Below are 23676 nucleotides of genomic sequence, written 5' to 3' on the forward strand. Positions count from 1 at the left end.
ATGAGGAATGCCCCATGCTGCTCACCGAGCAGGTGCGCGCCCGATTCTGGGCGAAGGTCGACGTGCGCGGCCCCGACGAATGCTGGCCCTGGACGGCCTCGGTCGATCGAGACGGCTACGGCCGCTTCACGGTCGGGGGCCGGGGCGTCCCGCAGGTAGGGGCGCACCGCTTCGCCTTCGCCTGCGAGAACGGACCGATCGACTCGTCGGACGTCATCCGCCACGCCTGCGACAATCCCCCGTGCTGCAACCCCGGCCATCTCAGCGCCGGGACGCACCAAGATAACGCCGACGACAAGGTCGCGCGGGGCCGGGCGCCCCGCATGCTCGGCGCGGCGAAGCTGAAGCCAGCGGACGTCATCGAGATCCGCAGGACGCCAGGGACGCTCAAGGCCCTGGCCCAGCGCTTCGGCGTCGCCAAGTCGACGATTTCGATGCTCAGGTCAGGCAAAACCTGGGGGCACCTCAAGGCTTAGGCCCGGCCAGCCGCGCGCGCTCCCGCTCGTAGGCGGCGAGGACGCGCGGCACCCACAAAGCCATACCCTTGGCCTTGAGTTCCAGCCTCTGCGCCTTGATGTAGACCCTCCTGGTGATGTCCTCGACCTTCTCCTCATCCGTGCCCTTGCCGCGGCTATGAGCGAGGATCGCGCTGCCGGCCCCGCCCAGGCCCTCCTCGTCAAGGAACGTGGCGAGCGACCGGCGCACGTCGTGCGGGGTCCAGACACGGATCCCGTAGCGGGCAAACAGATCCCCCTCCGGCCTGCGGATCTCGTTGCCGCCCTTGCCGGCCTTCGTGATCCCTTCGAGCCGGTGGAACAGGCCCGTGAAGCCGGCCGGGGTGACGTGCTTGCCGTCGAACCGCGACGGGAAGATCCACTTCGAATCCGGATCGCCGCCGAACCGGGCGATCGCCGCGAGGGCCTCCGGCGGGACCGGGAGCGCGTGCGGCCGCGAAGCCTTGCGCCCGCCCTTCATTTCCAAACCGGTCCAGGTCCAGACCTGCCAATCGGGGCGGTCTGGCATCTCGATGATGCCGGCGCGCCGCGTCCGCCCAAGAGCCCCGGTCCGCTGCCCGGTCAGGACCACGCCCCACAGGGCGGCCAACATGCCGTTCTCGGTGCGGCGACCGGTCGATCCGAGGTCGCGGTGGAGCTCCGCCACGACGAGCGTCCGTGCCAGCTCCGCGACGGTCGGGATGTGGTCCCGGGTCCCGGCTTGATACTCGATATCCCAGTCACGCCAGAACGGGGACCGCACCGATTCGAGCCCGGACCGAGCCTGGTGGAACTTGTAGGCCCAGTTGAAGGCCTCCCGGTTCTGGGCCACGACCCGCGCCGCGGCCGAGACGGTCCGGGCCTCGACGACGCGGTCGCGCAGCCGCTCCAGGTCCCCGATCCGCAGGCTCGCGATCTCGCGCCGCTCGATGTCACGGAACTCCGGGCCCCGGTGGTAGGCGGCGTATTTCGAGGCGTAGCCGTCCTTGAACCCCTTCTCCTTCGCGGCCAGGAACTCGGCCATCAGGTCGCTCCAGATCCAGGGCCCGTGCTTGCGCCGGCGCGCCTCCGACGGCGGCTCGATCACCGCAGGGAAGGCGGCGTCATGCGCTTCGTCGATGGAGTCGCCGATCTCCCGGCGCATCTCGAAGATCTGCAGGTCCTGACGCGGATCGACGCCGCGCTCCAGGTCCGTGCGAGCGACGTGGGCCGCGTGCCGGGCCGCCGGCAGGTCGAGCCTATCCATCGAGCCGAGGCGCACCGTGCCCTTGCGGTGGCGCAGGTACCAGACCCCGGCCGCGCTCGTGACCCGCAGCGTCAGGCCGGTCGTCTCGGTGTCCGCGAACTCGGCGCCGCGCCCCTGGACCTGGCCTTTTGCGATCATCCGGGCGGCCGTCGCGATGGTCTGCGCCGTGAGCCTCGTGCGCGTCCGGCTGTATGTCCCGCGGCTCGCCGCCATGGTGTCCTCCGATGGATACAACGGGGATACAACACGGCAGGTCCGGCGCTGGCTATCCGCAGAAGGGACTCAGGCCCGGCATAACCACAAAGATTTCAGTGATTTACGGGACGGGGTTAACGACCTGTCCACAGGTGCCGGAAGCGTTCGATATAGCTTCCCAAGCTGAATGTCGTCGGTTCGATCCCGATCGCCCGCTCCAACTAACCTCTTGCTCATGCTACGGTTTCTCGTGCCCTGAGCGGTCGAGGTGTTCCCCATGTTCCCTATGGCGTTCCTCGCCGTTCCCCATGCTGCCGAGAAGCTGCTTCGGCTCGTCCGCGGTCTACTAGCGGGATTCAGCTTAGCGGTATGAGTGCCGTTTGATGTCGGCTTACTCATGGACAGCAGGGCAAACTGGACCAGACGGTGTGCCGTGACGAACTGGCCGGCACGCCCATAGGATTAAACTGCCGCGCTCAAGCCTCCCGGAGTGGGCGTTCGGCTCTGCGCCATGAGCGGACATCTGCTGACCGCCCGGTAGCAGACATTTAGTTTCAGGCGACCGTCCGTCCGGTGTCGACCCACGTCAGTCATAGGCGTCATTTTGGGGCGAACTTGGAAGCGGACACGCGGCGGCCTTGCACGGCCGCCTGGCCCGCTTGAACCGAGTAGCTTTGAGCCGTTCCCTTCTGCGCACGCTTCGCGGCGTAGAGTGCCGCATCAGCGTGGCGCAGGAGAACGTCACGATCCTGTCCGGCCTCACGGGACCACGCGAGGCCGATCGTTCCCGTCACGCGCGCGATCTGACCCTGTCCGTCCACGATGATCTCAAGGTCGTGCAAGAGGCGTTGCACTATCGAGCTCAGGCGCGCGCCGTCGCACGCGGCAGGTGCCAGGATCGCAAACTCGTCGCCGCCCAATCGCGCCGGTAAGCACCCGGTGTAGCTGGATGCGCGCAACCGTTCGGCGACGCGACGCAGAACGTCGTCGCCAGCCGCATGCCCGAGGCGATCGTTCACGCCCTTGAAGCCGTCGAGGTCGATCAGGAGAACGGCCACGTCGACATCCGAAGCGCGGGCCTCGCGCAGCCGCGCGTCGAGAACACGGTGGAACTCGGCTCGGTTGGCCAGCTGTGTCAGGTCATCGGTGCGGGCCCGATGGCGAAGACGCTCCTCCAGGCCATGCCGTTCGGTGATGTCCTGGATCAAGCCGACGAGTGCGACAGGCTTACCCTTGGCCAGCTCGATCTCGCAGGAGCATCGCACGCGCCGGGCGTTGCCTTTGGCTGTCACGAAGTCGGCGTCCATCTCGAAGGGCTCGCCCGTGTCTAGCACGCGCTCGACTGCCGCGCGGAAGAGGGCGCGATCAGTCTCAGGAAAGAAGTTCATGATCTCACCTGTCGGCACGCCGCCGCTGACGGGCAATTCATGAATGGCGAAGACCCCATCCGACCAGGAGGTTGTCTGCTTCTCGATATCGTAGCGGTACGATCCCATGTCGGCCATGCGCTCCGCTTGCTTGAACTGGCGGCGCTCACGCTCCAGACCCTCAACGGCGACACGGCGCTCTTCGGCGGTCTCGGTAGCTCGAAGGGCTACGGCGCGAGCCTCGATCAGGGCCTCTGCAAGACAGGCCAGTTCTGTGAGCACCTCCAAGTCTGCCGCCGTTGGCTCGCGGGGTCGTTCATCGAGGACACAGAGCGTGCCGATCGTGATTGTGTCGCCGTCTGCTCGCCGGACGCGAACCGGCACGCCCGCGTAGTAGCGGATGTTCGGGGCACCTGTGACGAAAGGGCTGGCCGCGAAGCGACGGTCGAGTTTGGCATCTGCCACGATCAGCGGAGCCTCAGTCTCGAACACGACGGGGCAGAACGCCTGGGCACGCGGGGTCTCGGCCGCCAAGGGGCCGCAACGCGCCTTGAACCACTGGCGCTCCGGGTCGATCAGAGTGATCGAGGACATGCCGGTGCCGAGCATGCGTTGTGCGAGCTTGGCGAGTGCGTCGAACTCTCGCTCTGGCGGCGTGTCGAGCAGAGCGATCTCGATCAGCGCCTGTTGGCGGAGTGCCTCGCGCTGCGTGTTCGACCCGTTCCCCTGCAACACGACGCGACCCCGCTCAAGCCTTGAGGCTGCCAGGGGGTACAACGAGAAGGTTTAATCGAGCGTGAGGTGGCCTGACGGGTCATCGAGCCAGAGCGTACCGGCTAGACCGCCACCGTTTGGCTTGTGAAAGGTGCCGTATTCACCGGTTCCCCGCAGAGAACAGAGTAACAAGCTTGTGCCGGGAGCTGCCATTCGGCTCGTGACCGAACCCAGGCATTCGGACCGCTGTCGGAATTTCCCGAAAGCCGACATTTGTCGGCCGACCGACAAGATCGGCTAAGGGCGGTGACCGGATCTTCACGTACCGTCGGGACGCGGAATTCTAAAGGCCAACGTAGCCGATGGCGAAGCTTCGGAACCCGTGGACGGGGGCCATGCTACTTCGTGATCAGCAGCTTGCCACCGATTGGCCCCACTCCCTTTGGAACCGGCACGCTCGTCGCATCGTAGTTGGCGTTGAGGTAAAGGTTTGGACCCTCGTAGAGGTTCACCTGCTGGGCCACCACGACGGTGTAAGCGGACTGGTCAGCCACTGGCTTGTCGGCGTCAATTACAAGACGTCCAGCGGGCAAATAGATCGTGCCCAGCATCGTGCGGGCATTATTGCTGATGATCCGGTAGATCCGCATTGGTTTCGACTGACCGAGTGGGGCAGGCGTTGGGGGTATCGTGACGCCCAGATCAATGGCGTTGGCGAGGAGCGCCGGATCAAGCGGATCTGAAACTGTTGTCTGCTCGGCCATTAGCAGGCCCGCCATCTCTCCCGTGGTTGGCGCAGTAAGGCTGACAGTCGTATCTTTGTCGAACAGAAGACCTGCTTTGTCTCCGGCGAAATACAATCCAACATTCGTACCGTTGAGTGTAGCCTTGTCCTTCACGATCAGCGGGCCATTGTTGAAAATATAGACTCCGGGCTTCATAGTCACCACGGCGTTTTTTTTGATCTGAAGGCCGTAGCAATAGGTGCCAGGATCGAGGGTCAGGTTCTGGTCAATGGTCTGTATCTTTGTGAGCGGCAGCAAGTTGAAAGGGAACGGCAGGTTCGCGCAGGCGCCGATCTGCGGATTAGCACGTCCTTTAAGCGGATCCGTGATAACCGGGCATCCCGTCTGCGGCGGCGGCGCAAAGTTCGCGCGGACGCCGAGATAGCCGCCGGCCGAGCAGATCGTGTCGGCGCGCGCTATCGAGCTATCGCCTCCGACCATGCCGATCGGATTGGTCGAGTTGGAGTAGAGCGAGCAGCCGTTAGCGGTGACCTGGGCGCTCTTCCGCAGATTAAAGGCGCCCGGCGATAAGGGGTCTAGGGTGAGCATGCAAAGCCGCATCTTACCAACAACACTGGCTTTGGCTTGCACCGATATGGTTTGGGCGCGAATACCAACAAAGGCACCAAAGGTGAGCTTCATCGTTTCCTGAACGTGCGCCGACACGCTGGTTTTGTCGCTAGCCACCTCTACCGTCACTGTGAATGGCCGGTCGGGCGATGGCGACGCGCTGGTGCGGATCGACTCTTCAGTCACACCTTTCACCGCATCGATACTGGATGAGGCGAGCTTCATAGCGTTTCCACCAGACAGCACACCTACATCGACGGCGTTTTGGAGCTGGCTACGCCTTGAGGCGATATGCGCGTAGTCGATGCCGCCACCGGCAAGGCCGAGCAAGGCCGTCGAACCTAAAGCAAAAATGAGCACAACCCCGCCGTGCTTTTCGGTACGAAGCGCAACCGCTAGTTTATTCAGCTGCCGCAGTGAGACACGCAGCCGAAGATAAGCAGCGTTCTCGGACCCAAACATCTGATTGACCTCAGCCTCATAGCGTGCCGGGTCTTCGCACATGGTTATGATGCACTAGTTAATAGCGATTGATACGCCCGTGGCATCTGAGGCATAGCGCCACTATGCTTAACGCCGACAGCACCTTTGCTTGCTGCGGGCTACTGACGTACAGCTGAGCACGGGTATGCGGCGCGAAGAGCTCGGCGTAGAGGCACCACGTAGGGGGTCTTCATCTCGGCCGGGTTCTGGATTACGTATAGGGAGAACGCGGTCACGGCGTCGATCAGCTTAGTACTCTCAGTCGGGCAAATGGCATCAGCGGCAATCTCCGTCGCGAGCATGGCGCGAACCGCGCCGACACACTCACCGAGCTGGCGCATAGAGTCTGGGTCCTGACGCGAGCGCCCCTTGCGTGCTAACTTGATGAACTGGTTGCACCCACCAATGATGTCCTCGGTCGCCTCGCCGATGGGCAAGCTATGTGCGGGACCGGCGAGGAGCACCGAAGCGATCAGAGCTGCGGCCAAGCGGCCGTTAGAAACAGGCTGTCTCAAGGTAGTTAGCGACCTAGACGTCTAGGCTGCTGCGTGGAATTTGCATTCGCGGGCAGGAGGAACAGACTAAATTTCTCATTAACAGCCCAACTTGTTTCAGCCATGAACGCACTGGAAGGCAGTTCTTTACAAGCCCCCCAAAGGTCGAAAGTGGACGCAGCGGTGACGTCCGCTTCAATGCATTGGCGACCAGAAGCGGACCGTCGCGAAACCACCCTGAGCGGACGGCCTGCTACCGACCTGACCCAGTTGCTTCGACCGCCGTCGTCGCTTCTCCTGAGCAGCCGTTTGTGAGCCTCTGTGGAGTGCTGCTCGGCCCGACTGCCGGAAGTTGTTTCTCCGTCCCAGAACGAACGTACCGCGCCTCGTTTCTCTCTGGTGACGTTGGTGCCGCTTCGGAGGGCTCATTGTTCTTGCCCCGAGCCGCTAGCAGTAGCCGACTGCAGCGCGGCAAACACCCTTCGCGGGATCAGCACGCCGATGATCTGGCCGTCAGCCGCTTCGAAGCGGACTGCGACAGTATCACCGCCGTCGATATAGGCGCAATCGAGTAGGGTGCGGACGGATATAGCCATCGCAGCCGGCGTCTTTTCGAGCATGGTAGACTTCCCTCGTGCCTAGCAGATATCATGTACAGCAAAATCCATATCTCGCGATGGCGTGAGGTCCGCCGGTGGTTCGACGCAGATTGACCAGGGTGATCGTCGCGGGTTCCGGAGGCACTAGGCGACGAGCGCCAGGAGTAGCTTTGGAGGGAGCATGCCGGAGACCTTGATCCATCAGTTGCTGCTACAGAATGCGGAGATCATAGCGGCTGATCAGGAAGTCGCTGCACTGCTGCATCGGCTGCGAGTGTTGCACCGGGAGGGGCGGGACAAATCGGAGGCCGCAGGTCTTTTGGTGACGAAGCTGAAGCGGCTCTTCCGGCTGCGCGACCAGCGGGACCGCGACCTTCAGAGGGCGGCAAGTGCAGCATAATGGCGTCGCCAGGCCGCGCGAACCAGCCATCAGTAAACGTCATGCTGGTCATAGCCTGTTAATTATTGAGTCAATTTGGCTGCGTATAACCAGTCCAACAAGGCCGACGCTGTATCCGAGCTCGTATAGCATTCCAGGCATTACGGTTCAGACACTGACAATGGTATCGCGTTTGCTCTGGAAACTGCGCACTGACCGTTCGGGTGCGTCCGCTGTCGAGTTCAGCCTCGTAGCGCCCCTCTTCGTCGGCCTGATGATGGCCATCTGCGAGTTCTCGTTCGCCTTCTTCACGCTGACCTCCGCGCAGCAAGCGGTATGGACGGAAGCGCGCCAGCTCGCGCTCGGTCGCGTCACAACGACTACCGCCCATGATGCCGTCGTGGCGGCCCTCCCACGCTGGGCGCAGGGCCGAGCGACGGTAACAGCCGACAAGGATCCCGCTGACGCCACCCGCTATCTGGTCACAGCCGCGATACCCCTCACCAGCGCGGCGCCGACGAACTTCTTCGCGAGCCTCTACGGCACCCGATCGATGACCGCCTCCGCAACCCTGCCCCAGGAAACGCAGTGATGCGGGGGTTCTGGCGCGATGAAGAGGGAGGCATAACGCTCGTTTCCGCACTGACCATGCCGGTCATGCTCGGCGTCGGCGCCTTCGCCGTGGATCTGGGTGTGCTGCGCTACAACGCCATGCGCCTGCAGATCGCCGCCGACGCAGGAGCGGTGGCAGGCGTGCGCCAGCTGCCAGACACGGCAAAGGCCACTCAGACCGCAGTCTCGCTGGCAAATCTGAATGCCCCTCCCAATGCCGGGCAGGTCACGCTCGCCAGCGACGTCGAATTGGTCGTCTACGACGCCTCGACCAAGACGTACCGGACGGCAGATGCCAATGCACCCGCGAACGCCGTGCGGGTGACCGCGTCCAGGGACGAGGCGCATCAAAACCGGGTGCTCGGCTTCTTCTCGCGCTTTGCCGGCTCTGCCGGCCCATTCAGCTTGTCGGCCCACTCAATCGCGATCATGGCCACCGACGGGGATGGTGGCGCTGGTACGGCCTGCCTGTACGCGCTTGACCCCACGAACTCAGATACACTTACGATTGTCGGCAGCACGACGGTTAAGCTGAACTGCGCGGCGCGCGCAAAGTCTTCCGCAGCAACTGCAATCTCGTCGAACGGCAACGCTGCGCAGATGACAGCGACGTCGATCTGCCAGACGACGTCGCCGTCGCAGAGCCCGCGCGGCTACAGCCCAGCCATCACGAAGTGCGGCTCCCCTACGGCAGACCCGCTCGCAAATGTCGCCGAACCCACCCCCGTCAATTGCAAGGCAGGCGGCACGTTGAACGGCACTGTGACGGCAGGCTGCTTCACAGGTGCGACAACGTTCAGGGGGAGTGTCACACTAGCGGCGGGGACCTACTATTTCAAAGGCGCCTCGATCAAGATAAACAGTAATTCCACTATATCAGGATCGGGCGTGACTCTGTTTCTCGATGCGACCTCCTCACTCGACATCGTCGGCACACCGTCGATCAGCCTGACGGCTCCGAATAACGGTGCTCTCCAAGGCGTTGTGCTATTCCAGTCGCGCTCCGCGACCGGCGCCTCACTCTCGATCAGCGGCAATTCCACCGTGTTCCTAGACGGGATTTTGTATGCGCCGGCCACGTCGGTTACGTTCACAGGCAATGGGACGACCACGAACCCTGCTCGCTTCGGGTCGGTGATTGCCTCGCAGGTGCACTTCACCGGCAACTCGGCCTTCACGTTCGGCTCGACGTTGCCAAGCGCGACATCAGGCGGCCATTCTGTACTCGTGAACTAGGTCGCGAACCCATAACGGCTGGCACGGTTGAACCGCGGCGTCGTTAGCCCTCTGAGCAGGAGGGCCTTGATGGCGCGGTTTGATCTGACGGATGCGGAGTAGGCGGTGATCGAGCCGCTGTTGCCGACGGACGTGCGCGGCAAGGAGCGCGTGGATGATCGGCGGGTGCTCAACGGGATCTTCTGGCGGCTGCGCACGGGCGCGCCCTGGGCCGACATTCCGGCGCGCTACGGCCCGCACACGACCTGCGGCAACCGCTTTCGGCGCTGGCGCAAGCGTGGCATCTGGGATCGGCTTCTGGATGCGGTGTCAAAGGCTTACGACGGCGACCTGCAGATGATCGACGCCACCAGCGTGCGGGTGCACCAGCATGCCGCCTGCGCCCAAAAAAAGACGGCCGATCCAGTGGCATGGGTCGCTCGCGCGGCGGCCTGACGAGCAAGATCCACGCGCTAGTAGATGCCGACGGCCGTCCGGTGGCGCTCAAGATCACCGAGGGTCAAGCGCACGATGGGCGCGCGGCGGCCGACATGCTGGGCGGTCTGGGCACGGGCCAGATCCTGCTGGGGGATCGAGCCTATGACAGCGACGCGCTTCGCACTCGGATGGCGGAGCAGGGCGCGTGGGCGAACGTGAAGCCGATGCCCAACCGCAAGCGAGTGCCGGCGTTCAGCCCGTTCCTGTACAAGTACCGCAACTTGGTCGGTACGCCTGTGGTGAAGGCCGCGATCTTCGTTGAGGCGGCGTGTCAGGCGGCGATCGGCTGAGGGTGGGTCTCGGTCCAGTTCCAGGGGAGCAGGTCGTCGAGGCCTCGAGCCGGATGGTCGGGCAGCCGGCTGAGCACATCGGCGAGCCAGGCCTGCGCATCGATGCCGTTGAGCTTGGCGGTCTCGATCAGCGTGTAGAGGGCGGCCGCGCGATGGCCGCCGGCATCCGAGCCGGCGAAGGTCCAGTTGCGGCGGCCTACCGCGATCGGCCGGATCGCCCGTTCGGCGGCGTTGTTCGACAGGCAGGCGCGCCCGTCGTCGAGGAAAAGGATGAAGGCGCTCCAACGCTTGAGCATGTAGTCGATCGCTTGCGCCACCGGAGCCTTGGCGGAGAGCTTGGCGCGGTTCTCCCGTAGCCACGCTTCCAGTTCGGCGACGAGGGCGGCCGAGCGGGTGCGACGGTGCGCGCGGCGTTCATCGGCGGCAAGACCGTTGGTGGCGCGCTCGGTGGCGAAGATCGCATCGATCCGCGCCACCGCCTCAATGGCGATCGGAGCCTTCCTGAGCTCGGCCAGCTCGAAGAACTTGCGTCGGGCATGCGCCCAGCAGGCCGCCTCGCGCAGCGGGCCTGGTTTACGGCCGGGTTCGTACAGCCGACCGAACCCGGAGAAGGCATCCGCCTGCACGATGCCGTGGAAGTCGCCCAGCCAAGTCTCGGCATGCGCGCCGGAGCGGTCGGGGGAGTAGAAGTAGGCCACAGCCGGCGGCTCGGGACCGCCGAAGGGACGGTCGTCACGCACCACCGTCCAGAGCCGGCCCGTGCGGGTCTTGCCCTTGGCCAGGACCGGGACGGGCGTGTCGTCGAGATGCAGGCGCTCAGCCCCTCGAACATGGGCCTCGATCCGGGTGACCAGGGGCGACAGGGCGGTGGTCACCGCTCCGACCCAGCCGGCCAGCGTCGAGACGTCGATCGGTACGCCCTCGTGGGCGAAGCGCTGGCTCTGGCGATGCAGCGGCAGGTGCAGGCCGAACTTGGCCATCATCACCTCGGCCAGAAGGTTTGGGCCCGCTCGTCCGCGCGGGATCGGATGGAACGGGGCCGGTGTCTGCGCGATCGTCTCGCAGTCGCTGCACGAGAAGCGCTCGCGTACGTGCTGGATCACGACCCAGCGCGCCGGGATCCGCTCCAGGGTCTCGGTGACGTCCTCGCCGAGGTGACGAAGGCGCGCTCCGCCGCAACAGGCGCAGGTCGTCGGGCCGGGATGGACGACGCGCTCGCGCGGCAGGTGCTCGGGCAGAGGCCGGCGGGCGGGCTTGCGCCGAGAGGAAGCCGCACCGGAGAGCGCTTCGGGCTCGGCGGCCGCCTGCACTTGGGTCTCGGCCAGCGTCTCCTCCAGATCCTCCAGGACGAGTTCGAGCTGGTCAATCCGGGCGCTGCGCTCCGAGGAGGTCCCAAACCGTTCTCGCCGCAGCCGGGCGACCTCCAGCTTCAGCCGTTCGACCGCGATCTCCGAGGCGAGCCGGGCCGCCCGCTCGGCCAGGATCATGGCATGGGCGGCGGCAAGATCGGTGGGAAGCGGCGGGGGCTCGGGCGCGTTCGGCACGCTTGAGAGAAGAACATATTCTTCAAGCGCTGTAACGCGTTATCCTCAGCCGAGAGCGCTCGGACGCCAGCTCTCCTGCGGCATCCGCCAGTCGATACCCGAGAGCAGGTAGCCGAGTTGCGCCGTCGAGATCGTCACGGCTCCATCCGCCACCGAGGGCCACAGGAAACGGCCGCGGTCGAGCCGCTTGGTGTAGAGGCACGCGCCCTGGCCGTCGTGCCAGATCACCTTGATCAGGTCGCCGCGCCGTCCGCGGAACACGAACAGATGCCCGCCATGGGGATCGCGCTTGAGCGTCTCCTGGACGATCAGGCCGAGACTGGAAAAGCCCTTGCGCATGTCGGTGTGGCCGGTGGCCAGCCAGACCCGGACATTGGCCGGCAGCGGGATCATCGGCCCTCCAGGGCATCGAGCACCCGGCGCAGCGCCGCGGCATCGACATCCCGGTCGACCTTGAGACGACGGCCGCCGCCGAGATCGATCTCGATGACACCGGTCTTGCGCCGTGCGCGACGGGGCTGGGCCGCAGCACCCGGATCATCCGACCGCGGCGCCAAAACCGCCGACGACGGCTCCGGAGTGATGGCCACGGGGACGAACACCGGAGCCTGCCCGTCCCCGCCCAGACGGCCTTGCCGAGCCTGGCGTCGCCACGTGAACAGCAGGCCCTGAGCGATCCCGTTCCGGCGGGCCACCGAACACACCGACACGCCGGCCTCGTACGAGGCTTCGACGATCCGCGCCTTGTCCTCGAACGACCAACGCCGCCGTCGTTCGATCCCCTCCAGTACCTCGACCCGCATCATCCTGACCCGCCGACCTTAACGCCAGCATTAAGGTCAGGCTTCAGCCGAGCGCGCGATGCCTCCGGGGGCGGCCTTCACCGGACGCGTACCTTGGTCGAGCGCTTCTTCAGCAAGATCAAGCACTTCCGGGCCGTCGCCACCCGTTACGACAAGGATCCCGACAACTTCCTAGCCAGCGTCAAGCTCGCAGCCCTGCGGGTCTGGCTGCGAGCTTAATGAGTCCGCGACCTAGTGGAGAAAATCTGACGGTTGGCACTGGCCACCCGTCGTTCGATGGGATGCCTCCGCCGTCGCCGTCAACCTGAGCAAGAAGGCCGGCTGGCAGCTCAGATGGACCGTGCGTCTGAGCGGCGGCGGCGTCTGCTCTCATGCATTGCAGCCCGCAAGCGGACCGGCGGAAAACCACCCCGAGCGGCCTTTCTAGGCCGGACCTGACTCCGCCATCGATCTCAATTTGGGCGGTCTTAAAAAGCCGACGGAGGCGCTGTCTCGCTGGAGTCACCGGAAGATCTGTACATCTAGAAGGTGCAATTCAGGTTGTATCAAATGCGATCGAAATTGCTATCAGCATGTATTGTTGGACGGTGCACTCTTTCGCAAGGCGCCGCTGATAGCTCCACCAGCGATCTAAGCTCGCCGCTCAACAGAAGTCTAGGACGCTCAGAACATGTTCTCCCGCCTCCTCACCTCGCTCTGCCTCCTGGCCTTGCGCTCGCCAGTCTGCGGATGGGTGGTGCGGACGATGATTATCTGGGCGTCTAGAGAAGCGTCACCCCGTGGCAAGGCCGCCCACGGCGGCGCTGGCAAGATGGTCCCAGTCCGGTAGGCAATTGGTCGGCCGAGCGTCATTCAAGCCGCGCGGGCGAGATCACCCTCGATGGCGACGAGCGCCCGCTCCAGCGCCGCGAAGCAGACTGGATCGAACGCCGCTCCAAGGTCCGCGCGCATGATGCCGAGCGCTTTCTCAAGCGACATAGCTGCGCGGTAAGGCCGGTTGGCGGTCAGCGCATCGAACACATCGGCTACTGAGACAATGCGGGTCTCGGGCGCGATCGCATCGCCAGCGAGCCCGCGTGGATAGCCCCTGCCGTCCAACCGCTCATGATGACCACCACCTATGCTGGCCATCTCATGAAACACCGCGACGCGGGCCAAGATGGTCTCGGACAGAGATGCGTGGTTGCGCATATCGCGCCACTCCGCCTCGTCCAGCTTGCCGTTCTTGTCGAGGATCGCGTTCGATACCCCGAGCTTGCCGACATCGTGAAGGAGCGCAGCTCGCTTGAGCCACCGGCGTCGTTCCGGCGAGTAGCCGAGTTCAGCCGCGATCATGTCGGCGTAGACCGCGACGCGCTCAGAGTGGCCAGAAGTGAACGGACTTTTGGCGTCGATGATCTGTGCGAAGGCACGGGCGATATCGTCGAGGTAATCCTCGTCCACCACGATCGGGCTGGCCGGCGCCAACGCGACCACTGCTTCCTCGACCTCTTCCGAGGCCAGGGTATCCCAGAACCCGGTTTCGGAGGCGATTTTCTCGAAGCAGGCGACGACCTGAGGATCGAACCATGTGCCCGAGCGCGCCCGGACCTCGGCTATCGCGGCCGCGGGACCGGCTGCGGTGTGGAACACGTCCACGACCTGGGCAAGTAGCGCCACGCGTGCGTAGAGCGGGATCGCGGGGCCGGCGAGGCGGTCCGGCCGACCACTGCCGTTCCAATGCTCGTCCAGCGCGTGGATGGCTTCGCAGACGCTTGCCGGGAAGCGAAGCTGACGGGCAATCTGCGCGCCGCGCTGGCAGCGCGTCTGGATGAGGTCGTCGACGATCGTGCCGCCGTTCTGCAGGATGTTGAGCACAGCGCGGAAGCGTTCGGCGAGGCCTGCCTTGAGACCGGTGTGAGAAAAGACGAAGCCGAGCACCTTGGGCAGGCTGTCGCTCACCGTCTTGAAGTCGCGCTTGAAGCTGAGGTCGTCAGAGAGATAGAGCTCGCAGATGCGCGCGGCATTGCTGGAGCACCCGAGGTCCTTCAACATCACCGTATGGTAGAGTTCCCAGAGCTGCAGATCTGGAAGGCCTAGCTCACGACCGATGTGGAAGCCGATCCAAGTCGCGCGGACGCAATGGCCAACGGGCTGACCCTCCGTAAGATCAAGGGCGTGGCTTAGGGCGCCTAGAATTTCTGAGAGCTGGATCGTCGTGGCTTCCACTTCGCCGCCTGACACGATCCGCATCGTTCTCGTCCAGTCACTTGTCTTATAGGCCTCTATAGGCGGCGACACTGCCAGCATAGCCTGACCAAAACGTTGCGCGTGGTCCTATCGTACTCGCCTGAAACGCGGGCCACGGTGCGGCAGCACGAGCGTTGGCCCGGAGTTTCACACCGAGGGAACGAGACGTTTGACGCGGCAGGTGCCTCCGCGTCTCGGCTGGGACTCCAGCTATGTCGACGTCCGCTTCCATGCATACGCCTCTCGGAAGCGGACCGGCGGAAAACCACCCATCCTTGTCATTCGAAGGCGTCGGCCGGCGCGACTGGAGCTGGCCGAAAGCGGCCGGTCCGCTCTGGAGGGGGCTTGCTGGAAAAACGGACAGCGTCTTACCCGATCCAATCCGGTCATACCGTCGAGGACGCGCATTCGCTGAAAGCTGTCGGGCGGCAACGTGGGCGAACGTGCCCAGTACCACGGCTGGGCTTTGTCCTCGCCCGGATTTGGAAAGCTCGATCTGGGTGAGGCCTGGGAGGCAGGTGACTCCAAATAACCCTGTCAACGAACCTGACACCGCCTCCTGCCCCCCCCACGGGAAAGGGGGCCGGCACCCGGCCTCGCGACTGTGTGTTTCAAGGCCAATCAGACATTGTCTTGTGGAGACTTAATTTCTGCTCAAGACAGGTGTGACGAAGCGGGCGATGACGTCGGCAGTTTCTGCCAACGCTTCGCGATGTGGGTGATGCCCAACATTCGGCATCTCATAAACAGTCAGCAGACCGGCGGGGCAAAGTCTGCGAGCGGCACCAATCTGGGCCTTAGTTCCGTAAGCATCCTTCGTCCCCTGGATGATGATTGCCGGGACGGTCCATCGCGTGAGGGCTGTCTCGATTGTCCATCCGCGCCGAGCCGGATCCAACCAGGCGTCGTTCCAGCCGCGAAAGGCTCCCTCGACATCGGTATGCCGACGGCCGAGACGGACCTTCAGATCGCCATTGTCGTAGGCGTCCCGGGCCCGTCGGGCCCCGGCCAGCGTCGCCTCCTCGACGAAAAAATGGGGCGCGATGAGGATGCCGCCCCGCACGCGGGTGTCGCCCTCCGCCAACGCGAGGGCCGCGATCGAGGCGCCATCGGAATGGCCGATCAGCAGGCCGCTTCGCAGTCCCGCGAGGTCGAGGACCTGGGGAAGTATGGTGCAGGCTTCATGTTCGAGAAAGTCGGTCCGGCGGGGCAGAGGCACCGGACTCGAGGCCCCATAACCCTGGCGCGAGAAAGCCAGGACACCGCATCCGGTCTTCTCGACCAGAATTTCCGGCAGCGGGCCCCACTGCGTGGCAGAACCGAGACCCTCATGAAGCAACACCAGCGTCGGCGCCAAGTCCGGCTGCGGACCGACGAAACGGTATTCCAGCCGTAGGTCGGCCACCGCAAAGGCGCCGAATGTGTCGAGAGGGATCATCCCATCTCCACCATCATCCTCTCCGCGATCTTTTCCGCAATCATCAAGGTCGGGACGTTCGTGTTTGCGCTAGGAAGGCGGGGCATCACCGATGCGTCGGCGACGGACAGGTTGTCGGTTCCGATGACGCGTCCCCCCGGATTGACCACCGCGCCGGGATCGTCGGCCCGGCCCATGCGGCACGTACCGCTCGCATGCCAGACCCCGAAGACGTTGTCCCGGACAAAGTCGTCGAGAGCGCCATCGTCCTGAAGCACTGTCTCCCAAGCGTGGCCGCCTAGGACGGCGCGCAGCAGCGGGGCGCGCAGCATGGCCGGTGCATCGAACACGGGGGCGAGGAGGCCGGTGAGCCGCCGGTTGCGAGGGGAGACGGCGCTCAACCGGCGGATCAGCGGCGAATAGTTCGCGGGGAAGAGGTCGTCGGAGCGGGGGTTCAGCGTGGGCGAGACCACGAGGTCGCTGAGCAGCCGAATCCCCGAGGCGAGGCGTTCGAGATCGCGGCGATCCGAGAGCAGGCCGAGATCGATGTCGGGCGGGCCGGACGGGTTCGCCGGATCGAGGCGCAGGCGCCCGACCGAGTGCGGTTGGTTCACCCAGAGGAAGTAGAGCGCAAGGCGTCCGCCGAGGGCGTGCCAGCCGGCACGGGCGGAGGCAGTGAGATACATATCGGAGGCGCAGCCTTCGGGATGGCCGGACGAATAGCGCAGGGCCAGCAAGCTCGCGCGCCGGAAGGTCTCGGGCAGCCGGAGCGGGCGGGGAAGGACCTGGGCCATCGTCAAAGCGGGATGGTCCCGCAGGTTCTCGCCGACGCCCGAACGATCCAGCCGGACGGGTATCCCGCAGGCGGAGAGCGCATCGCCCGGGCCGATCCCGGCACGCAGGAGGAGCACCGGCGATTGAAGAGCGCCGGCGCACAGGACTACGGAGGCGGCGCTCACTTGTTGCTCGGATCCGTCGCCCCGCCGCAGCACGGCCCCGGTCGCGCGGCGCCCGTCCATCACCAGCGAACGGACCTCGAGGCCGGCGGCGATGGTGAGATTCGGCCGGGCCCGCGTACCCACGTCCAAATACGCGGCGGCGGCCGAGACCCGCGCGTCGTCCCGGTTGGAGAAGGCCGGCGGGAAGATCCCGTCCTCGAACTCGCCGTTCTGATCGACGCGCCGGGGCAGCCCCGTCGCATCGAAGGCGCGGGCGACCGCATGGGCGAAGGGAGGCCATGCGGGCTCCAGGATGCGCCGGATCGGGAGCGGCCCATCATGGCCGTGCAGCGGACCGCCGCAATCGAGGTCGGTCTCGAGCCTGCGGAAATACGGCAGTACGTCGTCCCAGGCCCAGCCCTCGGCGCCGAGCGCGGCCCAGGCCTCGTAATCGCGGGGCAGCCCGCGGTTGGCCGCCTGGACGTTGATGCTGGACGAGCCGCCCATCACCCGGCCCTGCTCGTAGGCCCGCCGCCGCATGCGACCGCGGGAGTCGCGGGTGACCGCCGCGTCGAGCCCCGGCCAGATGTAGGTGTCGCCATGGAACAGCGGCATCGGATAGCTGTCGAGAATCTCCGCCGGCACCCGGCCCGGCGGTGTATCGATGCCGGCTTCGACGAGGAGCACCCGGCGCCGCGGGTCGGCGGAGAGCCGGTGGGCCATCACGCAGCCGGCAGAGCCCCCGCCGACGATCAACACGTCGACCGTTTCGGGCAAGGCGTTCATGGGATCAGCCGATCGCCGCGCGCCAGTCGGCGCCGGACGCGAGCACCGCGTCGAGATCGACCTCGGCCTCGCCGGGAACACGGATGCGCTTGAATTTCATGGGGGGCGCGTCCAGCGGAACGGTCGCGTCGAGACCCATCTTCGCGCCGACCCCCTCGCGGCCTGATGGATCGAGCTTCGAGCCTTGGGCGTGAGGGATGACGACGAGGTCTCGGTCCGCCTGGAACCGCGTCGAGACCGCCCATTCGACTTCTTGCGGGACGTGGATGTCGACATCCGTATCGACCACGACTGCGTGCTTGATGTCGTAGTGGGCCGCGAAGGCCCCGAGCAGCACGTTCTTGGCCTCACCCTCCTGTGTCTTCCGCAGGCGGACGTAGAGGTGGTAACGGCCAACTCCCCCCAGGGACAGATGCACGTCCTCGACACCGGGGAAGCTGCGCTGCAGCGTTGCGAGGATCGTGGCCTCCCGGGGGATCGCCCCCAGCAGCAGATGCTCAAGGCCGCCGCCGACGATCATATGAAAGATCGGATCGCGCCGGTGCGTCACCGCATCGACCTGCATGACGTGCCGCTTGGCCCGCTCCCCGTAATATTGCGGGAATTCTCCGAACGGCCCTTCCGGCTCGCGGATTTCGGGCAGGAGGCGGCCCTCGATCACAATCTCTGCGTTCGCCGGAACGCGCACGCCGTTCGTCAGGCACTTGACCACGTCGAGGGGTTGGCCGGTGAGCGCCCCGGCGATCTCCAACTCGTCGTGGCCAAGGGGCACGATGGCCTGGGAGGCGAGGAGGCAGGCGGGATCGACGCCGACCACGAGGGCGACTTCGAGGCCCCGGCCCTGGGCCTCGGCCTTGCGGTAGAAATTGTCGGTATGCCGGGGCAGGACCAGCACGCCGATCCTGTCCGGACCGCTGATTTGGCAGCGCAGGATGGCGACGTTCTGCAGGCCGGTCTCTGGGTCCCGGGAGATCATCAGGCCCGCCGAGATGTAGGGCCCGCTGTCGTGCTCGTTCAGAGTCGGCACCGGCAGGATCTTCAGGATGTCGAGTCCCTCCCGGTGGACGACCTCCTGCGCGGGGGCGGAGTTGTGTTCGTGCCAGGGGAGCGGCTGGGCGGCGGCCTGCTGGAAATGGGCGACGAGGTGATCCTGCGTGGTGCCGAGGGCTTCCGCCATCCAGGCCCGGCTCGACACGAGCCCGGAGACGATGGTGCCCGGATGCCCCCCGGGCTGCGGAAATAGGCTGGCCTGCCGGCCGTCGAGGCGGCTCGCCACCGCCGCTGCCTCGTGGCGCAAGCCGATTCCCGGCCGCGCGATGGCGAGGCGCCCATCCCCGGACAGCCGATCGAGCCAGTCGCGGAGGGAACGAACGGGAGTGGGCGCGTTCATGCTGTCCTCACGGCGGGGTCTTCTCAACCAAGCTTGCCATGGGAGTAAGCGTTAAGCTCTTCTCGCAGGCGGGAAAAATAACGATTGGTGATGCCGCCCATCAGCCGGTTTGAATTGCGCCGACCGGCCCGCACATGGTCCTCTGGCGCGTTGCTCGTGTCGCCTGGGTCCCGTGTATGGATCTCCGTCAGATCTCCTACTTCGTCGCCCTGTTCGAGGAGGGCAGCGTCACCCGCGCCGCGCAGCGGATGAACGTCGTCCAGCCCGCGCTCAGCATGCAGATCGCCAAGCTGGAACGGGAACTCGGCCAGCGCCTGTTCGACCGCCAGCCGAAGGCCATGGTGCCGACAGCCGCCGGCCGGACGCTGCACCGGCTGGTCCACCCGATCCAGCGGGATGTCGCCGACGCCCGGGCGGCCATGGCGCGCCTGTCCCAAACAGTGTCGGGCCGCGTCACGGCGGGCATCCTGTCGTCCCTGTCGATGAGCGTGATCCCCAGCGTCCTCGCTCGCTTCGCGGCGGCCTACCCAGAGGTCGAGCTATCGCTGGCCGATGGCTACAGCAGCACCTTCATCGAGGGCGTCGGCACCGGCGCCCTTGACCTCGCTGTGATCAACCGGCCGGCCCGACGCCTCGGCCTCGTCATGGCCCCCCTCCTCGACGAGGAAATGGTCGTGGTCGGCGGGCGCGACACACCGTTGCCGGTGCCCCTGCCCATCCGGATGGCGGACCTCGCCGCCCTTAACCTGATCCTGCCTTCGACCCGACACGGCCTGCGCGTCGAACTCGACCGCCGTGTCGCCGCCGCGGACGTGACCCTGTGCCCGAAGCTCGAACTCGACCTGCCCCCCGCGATCGCGGACTTTGTGGCGCGCTCGACGCGTTTCACTGTGCTGCCGAGCATCGCCGTCAGCCGACAGCTCGCCGACGGGTCCCTCAAGGCCTACCGCATCGTCGCGCCGCGCATCGCCCGCGAATTGGTGATCATCCACCATCCGCAGAAACCGCTCAGTTACGCGGCGCAGCTCCTCATCGGTATCCTTGAGGAGGAGTTGAACGCGGCGGCGGCCGCACTCCAGGCCCATATCATCACCGGTTGAGCCCCCCGGACTGATGGCAGCGATCAGCCGACGTTATTCGACACGGGCGAGCACACCCCGATACTGTCACCGGCAAGGTCGCCGCGCCCGTTGCGGCCGGGAGGAACGATGACACCGCTGCCCCTCGTGGTCGGCATCTCGGGTGCTTCGGGTGTGATCTATGGGATCCGTCTCCTGGAAATCCTGCGCGACCTCGCGATCCCGGCCCATCTCGTGATGTCGCGCTCGGCCGAGGTGACGCTGGCCCATGAGACCGACCTCAAGGTCGCCGACGTCCGCGCCCTGGCCGCCAAGACCTACGCCCAGGGGGACATCGGCGCCTCAATCGCCTCCGGCTCCTTCCGGACCCGCGGCATGGTCGTGGCTCCCTGCTCCATGCGGAGCCAGGCCGAGATCGCGACCGGCGTCACATCCGGCCTGCTGACGCGGGCCGCCGACGTGACCCTGAAGGAGCGCCGCCGCCTCGTCCTGATGGTGCGGGAGACTCCCCTCCACACCGGCCACCTCCGCACCATGACGGCGCTCTCGGAAATGGGGGCGATCATCGCCCCTCCGGTTCCGGCCTTCTACGCGCGTCCGGAGAGCCTCGCCGAAATGGTGGACCATACGATCGGGCGGGTTCTCGACCTGTTCGACATCGATGCACCCGGCGTCCGGCGTTGGCGGAGCGGAGAAGGCTGACCGGCGCTCAGCCCTCCAGCGCCGTCGCGAGAACCCGCAGCGGTGCCTCCGGCCAGGTCCGGCCGAGATAGGCGGCATAGAGGGCCAGCGCCTCGCCGCCCGAACTCACCGGCATATCTGGGACCGGCGCGGCCTCGAAGAGAGCCGCGAGGGCGAGGCGCTCCGCCTCGATCTCCGCGAGCTTGATCCGCTCCCGGAGCGCCTCCGTCCCCTGGCCCGGCATGAGGTCAGACCGCATCGCCCGGCGGATCGCCCGTAAGGGAATAATCACCTGTCCGCGCCAGGGGCCAATCCGGGCTTCCGCTCCGGCGAGCGCCGAGGCGTCTAGCCTTCGTCCGGTCCTCCCGCACCAGATCAGGTACAGGAGCAGGGGCACATCGGCGCCGCCCTCGTCCTGGAGGGCGAGGCAGGCCGCGGCGACGCCGGGCCGGCCATAGAATGCGCAGGCGAAGGTCCAGAGGGGATCACTCGTCATGGGAGGCCTCCGCCCGCGCAGAACCGTATCGTCAGGCCCGGTCGAGATTGCCCTGCGTCTCGTCGGTCAGGAAGGCACCGACAAGATAGACCAGGGTGACGCCGGTCGTGATGACGGCCAGCACCATCGGAATTTGCGTCGGCCCGTCGGCGACAAGGGAGACGAGCGTCGGCAGCATGCCGCCCAGCGCGAAGCCGATGTTCCAGGTCAGGCCCGTCCCCGTGGCCCGCACCGCCGTCGGGAATTTTTCGTTGAGGAAGATCAGCAGCGGCCCGTAGCTGCCGTTGGCGATGAGCGCCAGCAGGAAGGCGCAGGCCGCGACCCCAACGAGGCTCGTCGTGTTCGCCATGGTCAGGAACAGGGCGGGAAAAGCGAGCAGGCGGATGACGCCCATCAGAAGGAACGACCGTTTGCGCCCGATATGCTGGCTCAGTTCGCCCATGCCGCAGGCGCCGATCGCCGCCGCGACGTTGGCGCCGATCAGGATCATCGAGGCGGTGGCGTTCGGCACGCCGTTCACGAGCTTGAGGAGGGTCGGCAGGTAGCCGGACGTAAGGTAGTAGGCTGCGCCACCACCGAAGGAGATGAGAGTCGCGACCGCGAAGCTTCCCCGGTTGGACGGTGAGAACAGGGAGCGGATCGGCGAGGCCTCCGCCGGAGCGCCTGCCCGGAGCGCCGCCTTCCGGGCCTGCAGTTCCTTGAAGATCGGGGATTCCTCGAGATTGCGGAAGAGGATCAGGCCGATCACCGAGGTCAGGAGACCCGAGAAGAACATCAGCCGCCAGCCCCACTCGGCGAAGGCTTCTCCCGGCGCCATGAGCGAGACGACATAGAAGACCAGGGAGGCAAGCAGGCCGCCGATGGCCGAGCCGCCACCGCCGACCGCCCCGGACATCAGCCCCCGCCACCGCTCCGGGACGGATTCCGTCCCGATCGTGTGGGATGCCGCGACGACGCCGCCGACGAAGATGCCCTGGACGAGGCGGAAGAAAAGGAAGACCGCAGTCGCGAGCCATCCGATCTGGCCGACCGTCGGCAGGAGACCGAAGACCGCGGTCGATATGCCGACGCCGACCACCGCCACCATGAGGGCGCGACGGCGGCCGAAGCGGTCCGCATAGGAGCCGAACAGGGCCGAGCCGAGGGGCCGGATCAGCAGCGTGACCGCGAAGGACGCATAGGCGCCGGCCAGCGACAGCATCGGCTTGTCCGCCGGGAAGAACAACGTGCCAACGACCGGCGCGACGTAAAGCAGGATGAACAGGTCGAAGAGATCGAGCCCCCAGCCGAACAGCGAGGCCATGGCGGCGGTCACCGTCTGCCGGCCTGTGGGTTTGGCGAGGGCGGGGGGATCGGATGCGAAGGTGGCGGCGGTCTGCATAGATTTCCTCCGGGGGATGCGGTCGTTGCCGCGGGGGGCCGGTTCGGGCTCTGGGTCTGGGCGGGAGCCATTCGGGCGTGCGTCGTCGTTTCCCGCCTGGGCGGGATCGAAGCGGTGCGGTAGGCGTCACAGGATGGGGGGAACCGCTCGGCAGCCCCCCCGGCGCGGCCGGACTATGAGCCGGTGAAGCGCGGCGCGCGCTTGGCGTGGAACGCCTCGACGCCCTCGCGGAAGTCGTCGGCCTGACGAAGGCGGCTGTAGCAGTGTCCTTCGAGCTCGATGGCGATGGACAGGCTCGCGTCCTCGGTGTCGTTGAGGAGCTTCTTGGCGGTGCGCTGGGCGATGGGCGAGAAGGCGCGCAGTTCCTCCACGAGGGCGTCGGTGGCCTTCTCCAGGTCCGCATCGGGTACGCATTCGGTGGCGATGCCCCAGTCGAGGGCCTGCCGCCCGGGGATGCGCTTGGAGCGCATCACGATATCCTTGGTCCGGGTGATGCCGACGATCTTCTGGAGCCGGGCCGAGCCGCCGGAGCCGGGAATCTGGCCGAGCTTCTGTTCGGGAAGCGCGTAGCGGCAGGTCTCGGAGACGATGCGGAAATCGCAGGCCAGCGAGATCTCGAAGCCGACACCGAACGTGTAGCCCCGGTTGGCGGCGATGACGGGCTTCGAGCAGCGGGCCGGCGCCGCTATGTTCCAGGCGAGCTTCGAAACGTGCTCGGGCGAGGCGTCGAGGAAGCCCTTGATGTAGCCCCCCGACGAGAAGTGCTCGCCCTCCGCCCGCAGGACGATGACCCGCACGCGGGGATCCTCGTCCAGCGCCTCGAAGACCTTGCGGATCTCATCGCGCTGGGGCATCGCAATGACGTTCATGGGCGGCCGCGCCAGGATCACGTCGGCGCGCTCGCGCTCCGAGTCGATCTCGACGCGGAACCCGTCGAGGTTCGTCAGGCGCGGGTCGATGGTGTGGGTGTCGCTCGTCATGGGTTTGGTCT

At 66.0% G+C, this 23676-nt stretch carries 21 protein-coding genes and 2 pseudogenes; 8 read left to right on the forward strand and 15 right to left on the reverse strand.

Features of this window, described 5'->3' with window-relative positions:
- The first annotated feature begins 14 nt into the window (after nucleotides 1-14).
- Nucleotides 15-476 carry an HNH endonuclease signature motif containing protein gene (locus tag J3A75_RS21955; protein WP_063111258.1) on the forward strand — a complete coding sequence of 154 codons (462 nt, stop codon included), beginning with the start codon at nucleotides 15-17 and terminating at the stop codon, nucleotides 474-476.
- On the opposite strand, the gene J3A75_RS21960 is transcribed toward J3A75_RS21955, so the two are convergent.
- The 5 genes from J3A75_RS21960 to J3A75_RS21975 form a co-directional block, all read right to left on the reverse strand.
- Nucleotides 466-1953: an integrase arm-type DNA-binding domain-containing protein gene (locus J3A75_RS21960; protein ID WP_063111257.1), complete on the reverse strand. Its 1488-nt coding sequence runs from the start codon at nucleotides 1951-1953 to the stop codon at nucleotides 466-468. The two genes, J3A75_RS21955 and J3A75_RS21960, sit on opposite strands and share 11 nt — an antisense overlap.
- Before the next feature lie 581 nt (nucleotides 1954-2534).
- Complete coding sequence (locus tag J3A75_RS21965; RefSeq protein ID WP_209650747.1) at nucleotides 2535-4037, reverse strand: diguanylate cyclase domain-containing protein; 1503 nt, start codon at nucleotides 4035-4037, stop codon at nucleotides 2535-2537.
- Nucleotides 4038-4414: 377 nt separating this feature from the next.
- The gene (locus tag J3A75_RS21970) at nucleotides 4415-5875 is read right to left on the reverse strand and encodes a Tad domain-containing protein (protein ID WP_245364406.1); all 1461 of its coding nucleotides are present in this window, start codon (nucleotides 5873-5875) and stop codon (nucleotides 4415-4417) included.
- Nucleotides 5876-5973: 98 nt separating this feature from the next.
- The gene (locus J3A75_RS37390; protein WP_354405070.1) at nucleotides 5974-6318 is read right to left on the reverse strand and encodes a Rap1a/Tai family immunity protein; all 345 of its coding nucleotides are present in this window, start codon (nucleotides 6316-6318) and stop codon (nucleotides 5974-5976) included.
- A gap of 455 nt (nucleotides 6319-6773) precedes the next feature.
- Complete coding sequence (locus J3A75_RS21975) at nucleotides 6774-6968, reverse strand: hypothetical protein (RefSeq protein WP_070999878.1); 195 nt, start codon at nucleotides 6966-6968, stop codon at nucleotides 6774-6776.
- Nucleotides 6969-7128: 160 nt separating this feature from the next.
- Between J3A75_RS21975 and J3A75_RS21980 the strand changes: the two genes are divergently transcribed.
- The 4 genes and pseudogenes from J3A75_RS21980 to J3A75_RS21995 form a co-directional block, all read left to right on the forward strand.
- Nucleotides 7129-7347 (forward strand): hypothetical protein, encoded by a 219-nt coding sequence (locus J3A75_RS21980; protein WP_070999879.1) that lies wholly within the window; start codon nucleotides 7129-7131, stop codon nucleotides 7345-7347.
- Nucleotides 7348-7507: 160 nt separating this feature from the next.
- On the forward strand, nucleotides 7508-7918 hold the full coding sequence (locus tag J3A75_RS21985) for a TadE/TadG family type IV pilus assembly protein (protein ID WP_070999880.1): 411 nt from the start codon (nucleotides 7508-7510) through the stop codon (nucleotides 7916-7918).
- Nucleotides 7918-9174 carry a pilus assembly protein TadG-related protein gene (locus tag J3A75_RS21990; RefSeq protein ID WP_209650748.1) on the forward strand — a complete coding sequence of 419 codons (1257 nt, stop codon included), beginning with the start codon at nucleotides 7918-7920 and terminating at the stop codon, nucleotides 9172-9174. The genes J3A75_RS21985 and J3A75_RS21990 overlap by 1 nt, the downstream gene beginning before the upstream one ends.
- 105 nt (nucleotides 9175-9279) lie before the next feature.
- Nucleotides 9280-9878 (forward strand): annotated as a pseudogene (locus tag J3A75_RS21995) (IS5 family transposase); the annotation flags it as partial.
- 44 nt (nucleotides 9879-9922) lie between these two features.
- On the opposite strand, the gene tnpC reads toward J3A75_RS21995, so the two are convergent.
- The 3 genes from tnpC to tnpA all read right to left on the reverse strand — a co-directional run bounded on the left by tnpC (nucleotide 9923) and on the right by tnpA (nucleotide 12291).
- Nucleotides 9923-11428, reverse strand: a complete 1506-nt coding sequence (tnpC, locus tag J3A75_RS22000; RefSeq protein WP_024827169.1) for an IS66 family transposase — start codon at nucleotides 11426-11428, stop codon at nucleotides 9923-9925.
- 102 nt (nucleotides 11429-11530) lie between these two features.
- Nucleotides 11531-11878 carry an IS66 family insertion sequence element accessory protein TnpB gene (gene tnpB / locus J3A75_RS22005; RefSeq protein ID WP_024827170.1) on the reverse strand — a complete coding sequence of 116 codons (348 nt, stop codon included), beginning with the start codon at nucleotides 11876-11878 and terminating at the stop codon, nucleotides 11531-11533.
- The gene (gene tnpA, locus J3A75_RS22010) at nucleotides 11875-12291 is read right to left on the reverse strand and encodes an IS66-like element accessory protein TnpA (RefSeq protein ID WP_070998920.1); all 417 of its coding nucleotides are present in this window, start codon (nucleotides 12289-12291) and stop codon (nucleotides 11875-11877) included. The genes tnpB and tnpA overlap by 4 nt, the downstream gene beginning before the upstream one ends.
- Before the next feature lie 72 nt (nucleotides 12292-12363).
- Between tnpA and J3A75_RS22015 the strand changes: the two are divergent.
- Nucleotides 12364-12507 (forward strand): annotated as a pseudogene (locus J3A75_RS22015) (IS5/IS1182 family transposase); the annotation flags it as partial.
- Nucleotides 12508-13140: 633 nt separating this feature from the next.
- On the opposite strand, the gene J3A75_RS22020 reads toward J3A75_RS22015, so the two are convergent.
- From J3A75_RS22020 to J3A75_RS22035, 4 genes are all read right to left on the reverse strand, one after another.
- On the reverse strand, nucleotides 13141-14520 hold the full coding sequence (locus J3A75_RS22020; protein WP_063110381.1) for an HD-GYP domain-containing protein: 1380 nt from the start codon (nucleotides 14518-14520) through the stop codon (nucleotides 13141-13143).
- Between the two features lie 640 nt (nucleotides 14521-15160).
- Entirely contained in the window at nucleotides 15161-15955 is a 795-nt protein-coding gene (locus tag J3A75_RS22025) for an alpha/beta fold hydrolase (protein ID WP_012321648.1), read from the reverse strand.
- Nucleotides 15952-17658, reverse strand: a complete 1707-nt coding sequence (locus J3A75_RS22030) for a GMC family oxidoreductase (RefSeq protein WP_209650749.1) — start codon at nucleotides 17656-17658, stop codon at nucleotides 15952-15954. Before J3A75_RS22030 ends, J3A75_RS22025 begins: the two co-directional genes overlap by 4 nt.
- Before the next feature lie 4 nt (nucleotides 17659-17662).
- Nucleotides 17663-19048, reverse strand: coding sequence for a UbiD family decarboxylase (locus J3A75_RS22035; RefSeq protein ID WP_012321646.1), 1386 nt, complete (start codon nucleotides 19046-19048; stop codon nucleotides 17663-17665).
- Between the two features lie 176 nt (nucleotides 19049-19224).
- On the opposite strand from J3A75_RS22035, the gene J3A75_RS22040 reads away from it, so the two are divergent.
- Both J3A75_RS22040 and J3A75_RS22045 read left to right on the forward strand, forming a co-directional pair.
- Nucleotides 19225-20148, forward strand: a complete 924-nt coding sequence (locus J3A75_RS22040) for a LysR family transcriptional regulator (protein ID WP_012321645.1) — start codon at nucleotides 19225-19227, stop codon at nucleotides 20146-20148.
- A gap of 108 nt (nucleotides 20149-20256) precedes the next feature.
- Complete coding sequence (locus J3A75_RS22045) at nucleotides 20257-20829, forward strand: UbiX family flavin prenyltransferase (protein ID WP_012321644.1); 573 nt, start codon at nucleotides 20257-20259, stop codon at nucleotides 20827-20829.
- Nucleotides 20830-20836: 7 nt separating this feature from the next.
- Here the strand turns inward: J3A75_RS22045 and J3A75_RS22050 are convergent, their stop codons facing one another.
- From J3A75_RS22050 to J3A75_RS22060, 3 genes are all read right to left on the reverse strand, one after another.
- Nucleotides 20837-21304 (reverse strand): TIGR02444 family protein, encoded by a 468-nt coding sequence (locus tag J3A75_RS22050; protein WP_012321643.1) that lies wholly within the window; start codon nucleotides 21302-21304, stop codon nucleotides 20837-20839.
- A 31-nt stretch (nucleotides 21305-21335) separates the two neighbouring features.
- Entirely contained in the window at nucleotides 21336-22685 is a 1350-nt protein-coding gene (locus tag J3A75_RS22055; RefSeq protein ID WP_012321642.1) for an MFS transporter, read from the reverse strand.
- Between the two features lie 173 nt (nucleotides 22686-22858).
- Nucleotides 22859-23665, reverse strand: coding sequence for an enoyl-CoA hydratase/isomerase family protein (locus J3A75_RS22060; protein WP_012321641.1), 807 nt, complete (start codon nucleotides 23663-23665; stop codon nucleotides 22859-22861).
- Nucleotides 23666-23676: the final 11 nt, after the last annotated feature.

The sequence above is a fragment of the Methylobacterium sp. PvP105 genome (assembly GCF_017876975.1).
Lineage (GTDB): Bacteria > Pseudomonadota > Alphaproteobacteria > Rhizobiales > Beijerinckiaceae > Methylobacterium > Methylobacterium radiotolerans.

Coding starts and splice junctions, on each gene's coding strand:
- J3A75_RS22050 (WP_012321643.1), bottom strand. CDS start 21,304: ATGACGAGTGATCCCCTCTGGACCTTCGCCTGCGCATTCTATGGCCGG.
- J3A75_RS21985 (WP_070999880.1), top strand. CDS start 7,508: ATGGTATCGCGTTTGCTCTGGAAACTGCGCACTGACCGTTCGGGTGCG.
- J3A75_RS22040 (WP_012321645.1), top strand. CDS start 19,225: ATGGATCTCCGTCAGATCTCCTACTTCGTCGCCCTGTTCGAGGAGGGC.
- J3A75_RS21970 (WP_245364406.1), bottom strand. CDS start 5,875: ATGTGCGAAGACCCGGCACGCTATGAGGCTGAGGTCAATCAGATGTTT.
- J3A75_RS21955 (WP_063111258.1), top strand. CDS start 15: ATGCTGCTCACCGAGCAGGTGCGCGCCCGATTCTGGGCGAAGGTCGAC.
- J3A75_RS22060 (WP_012321641.1), bottom strand. CDS start 23,665: ATGACGAGCGACACCCACACCATCGACCCGCGCCTGACGAACCTCGAC.
- tnpB (WP_024827170.1), bottom strand. CDS start 11,878: ATGATCCCGCTGCCGGCCAATGTCCGGGTCTGGCTGGCCACCGGCCAC.
- J3A75_RS21975 (WP_070999878.1), bottom strand. CDS start 6,968: ATGCTCGAAAAGACGCCGGCTGCGATGGCTATATCCGTCCGCACCCTA.
- tnpC (WP_024827169.1), bottom strand. CDS start 11,428: ATGATCCTGGCCGAGCGGGCGGCCCGGCTCGCCTCGGAGATCGCGGTC.
- J3A75_RS22025 (WP_012321648.1), bottom strand. CDS start 15,955: ATGATCCCTCTCGACACATTCGGCGCCTTTGCGGTGGCCGACCTACGG.
- J3A75_RS22045 (WP_012321644.1), top strand. CDS start 20,257: ATGACACCGCTGCCCCTCGTGGTCGGCATCTCGGGTGCTTCGGGTGTG.
- J3A75_RS22035 (WP_012321646.1), bottom strand. CDS start 19,048: ATGAACGCGCCCACTCCCGTTCGTTCCCTCCGCGACTGGCTCGATCGG.
- J3A75_RS21980 (WP_070999879.1), top strand. CDS start 7,129: ATGCCGGAGACCTTGATCCATCAGTTGCTGCTACAGAATGCGGAGATC.
- J3A75_RS22055 (WP_012321642.1), bottom strand. CDS start 22,685: ATGCAGACCGCCGCCACCTTCGCATCCGATCCCCCCGCCCTCGCCAAA.
- J3A75_RS21990 (WP_209650748.1), top strand. CDS start 7,918: ATGCGGGGGTTCTGGCGCGATGAAGAGGGAGGCATAACGCTCGTTTCC.
- J3A75_RS21960 (WP_063111257.1), bottom strand. CDS start 1,953: ATGGCGGCGAGCCGCGGGACATACAGCCGGACGCGCACGAGGCTCACG.
- J3A75_RS22030 (WP_209650749.1), bottom strand. CDS start 17,658: ATGAACGCCTTGCCCGAAACGGTCGACGTGTTGATCGTCGGCGGGGGC.
- J3A75_RS22020 (WP_063110381.1), bottom strand. CDS start 14,520: ATGCGGATCGTGTCAGGCGGCGAAGTGGAAGCCACGACGATCCAGCTC.
- tnpA (WP_070998920.1), bottom strand. CDS start 12,291: ATGATGCGGGTCGAGGTACTGGAGGGGATCGAACGACGGCGGCGTTGG.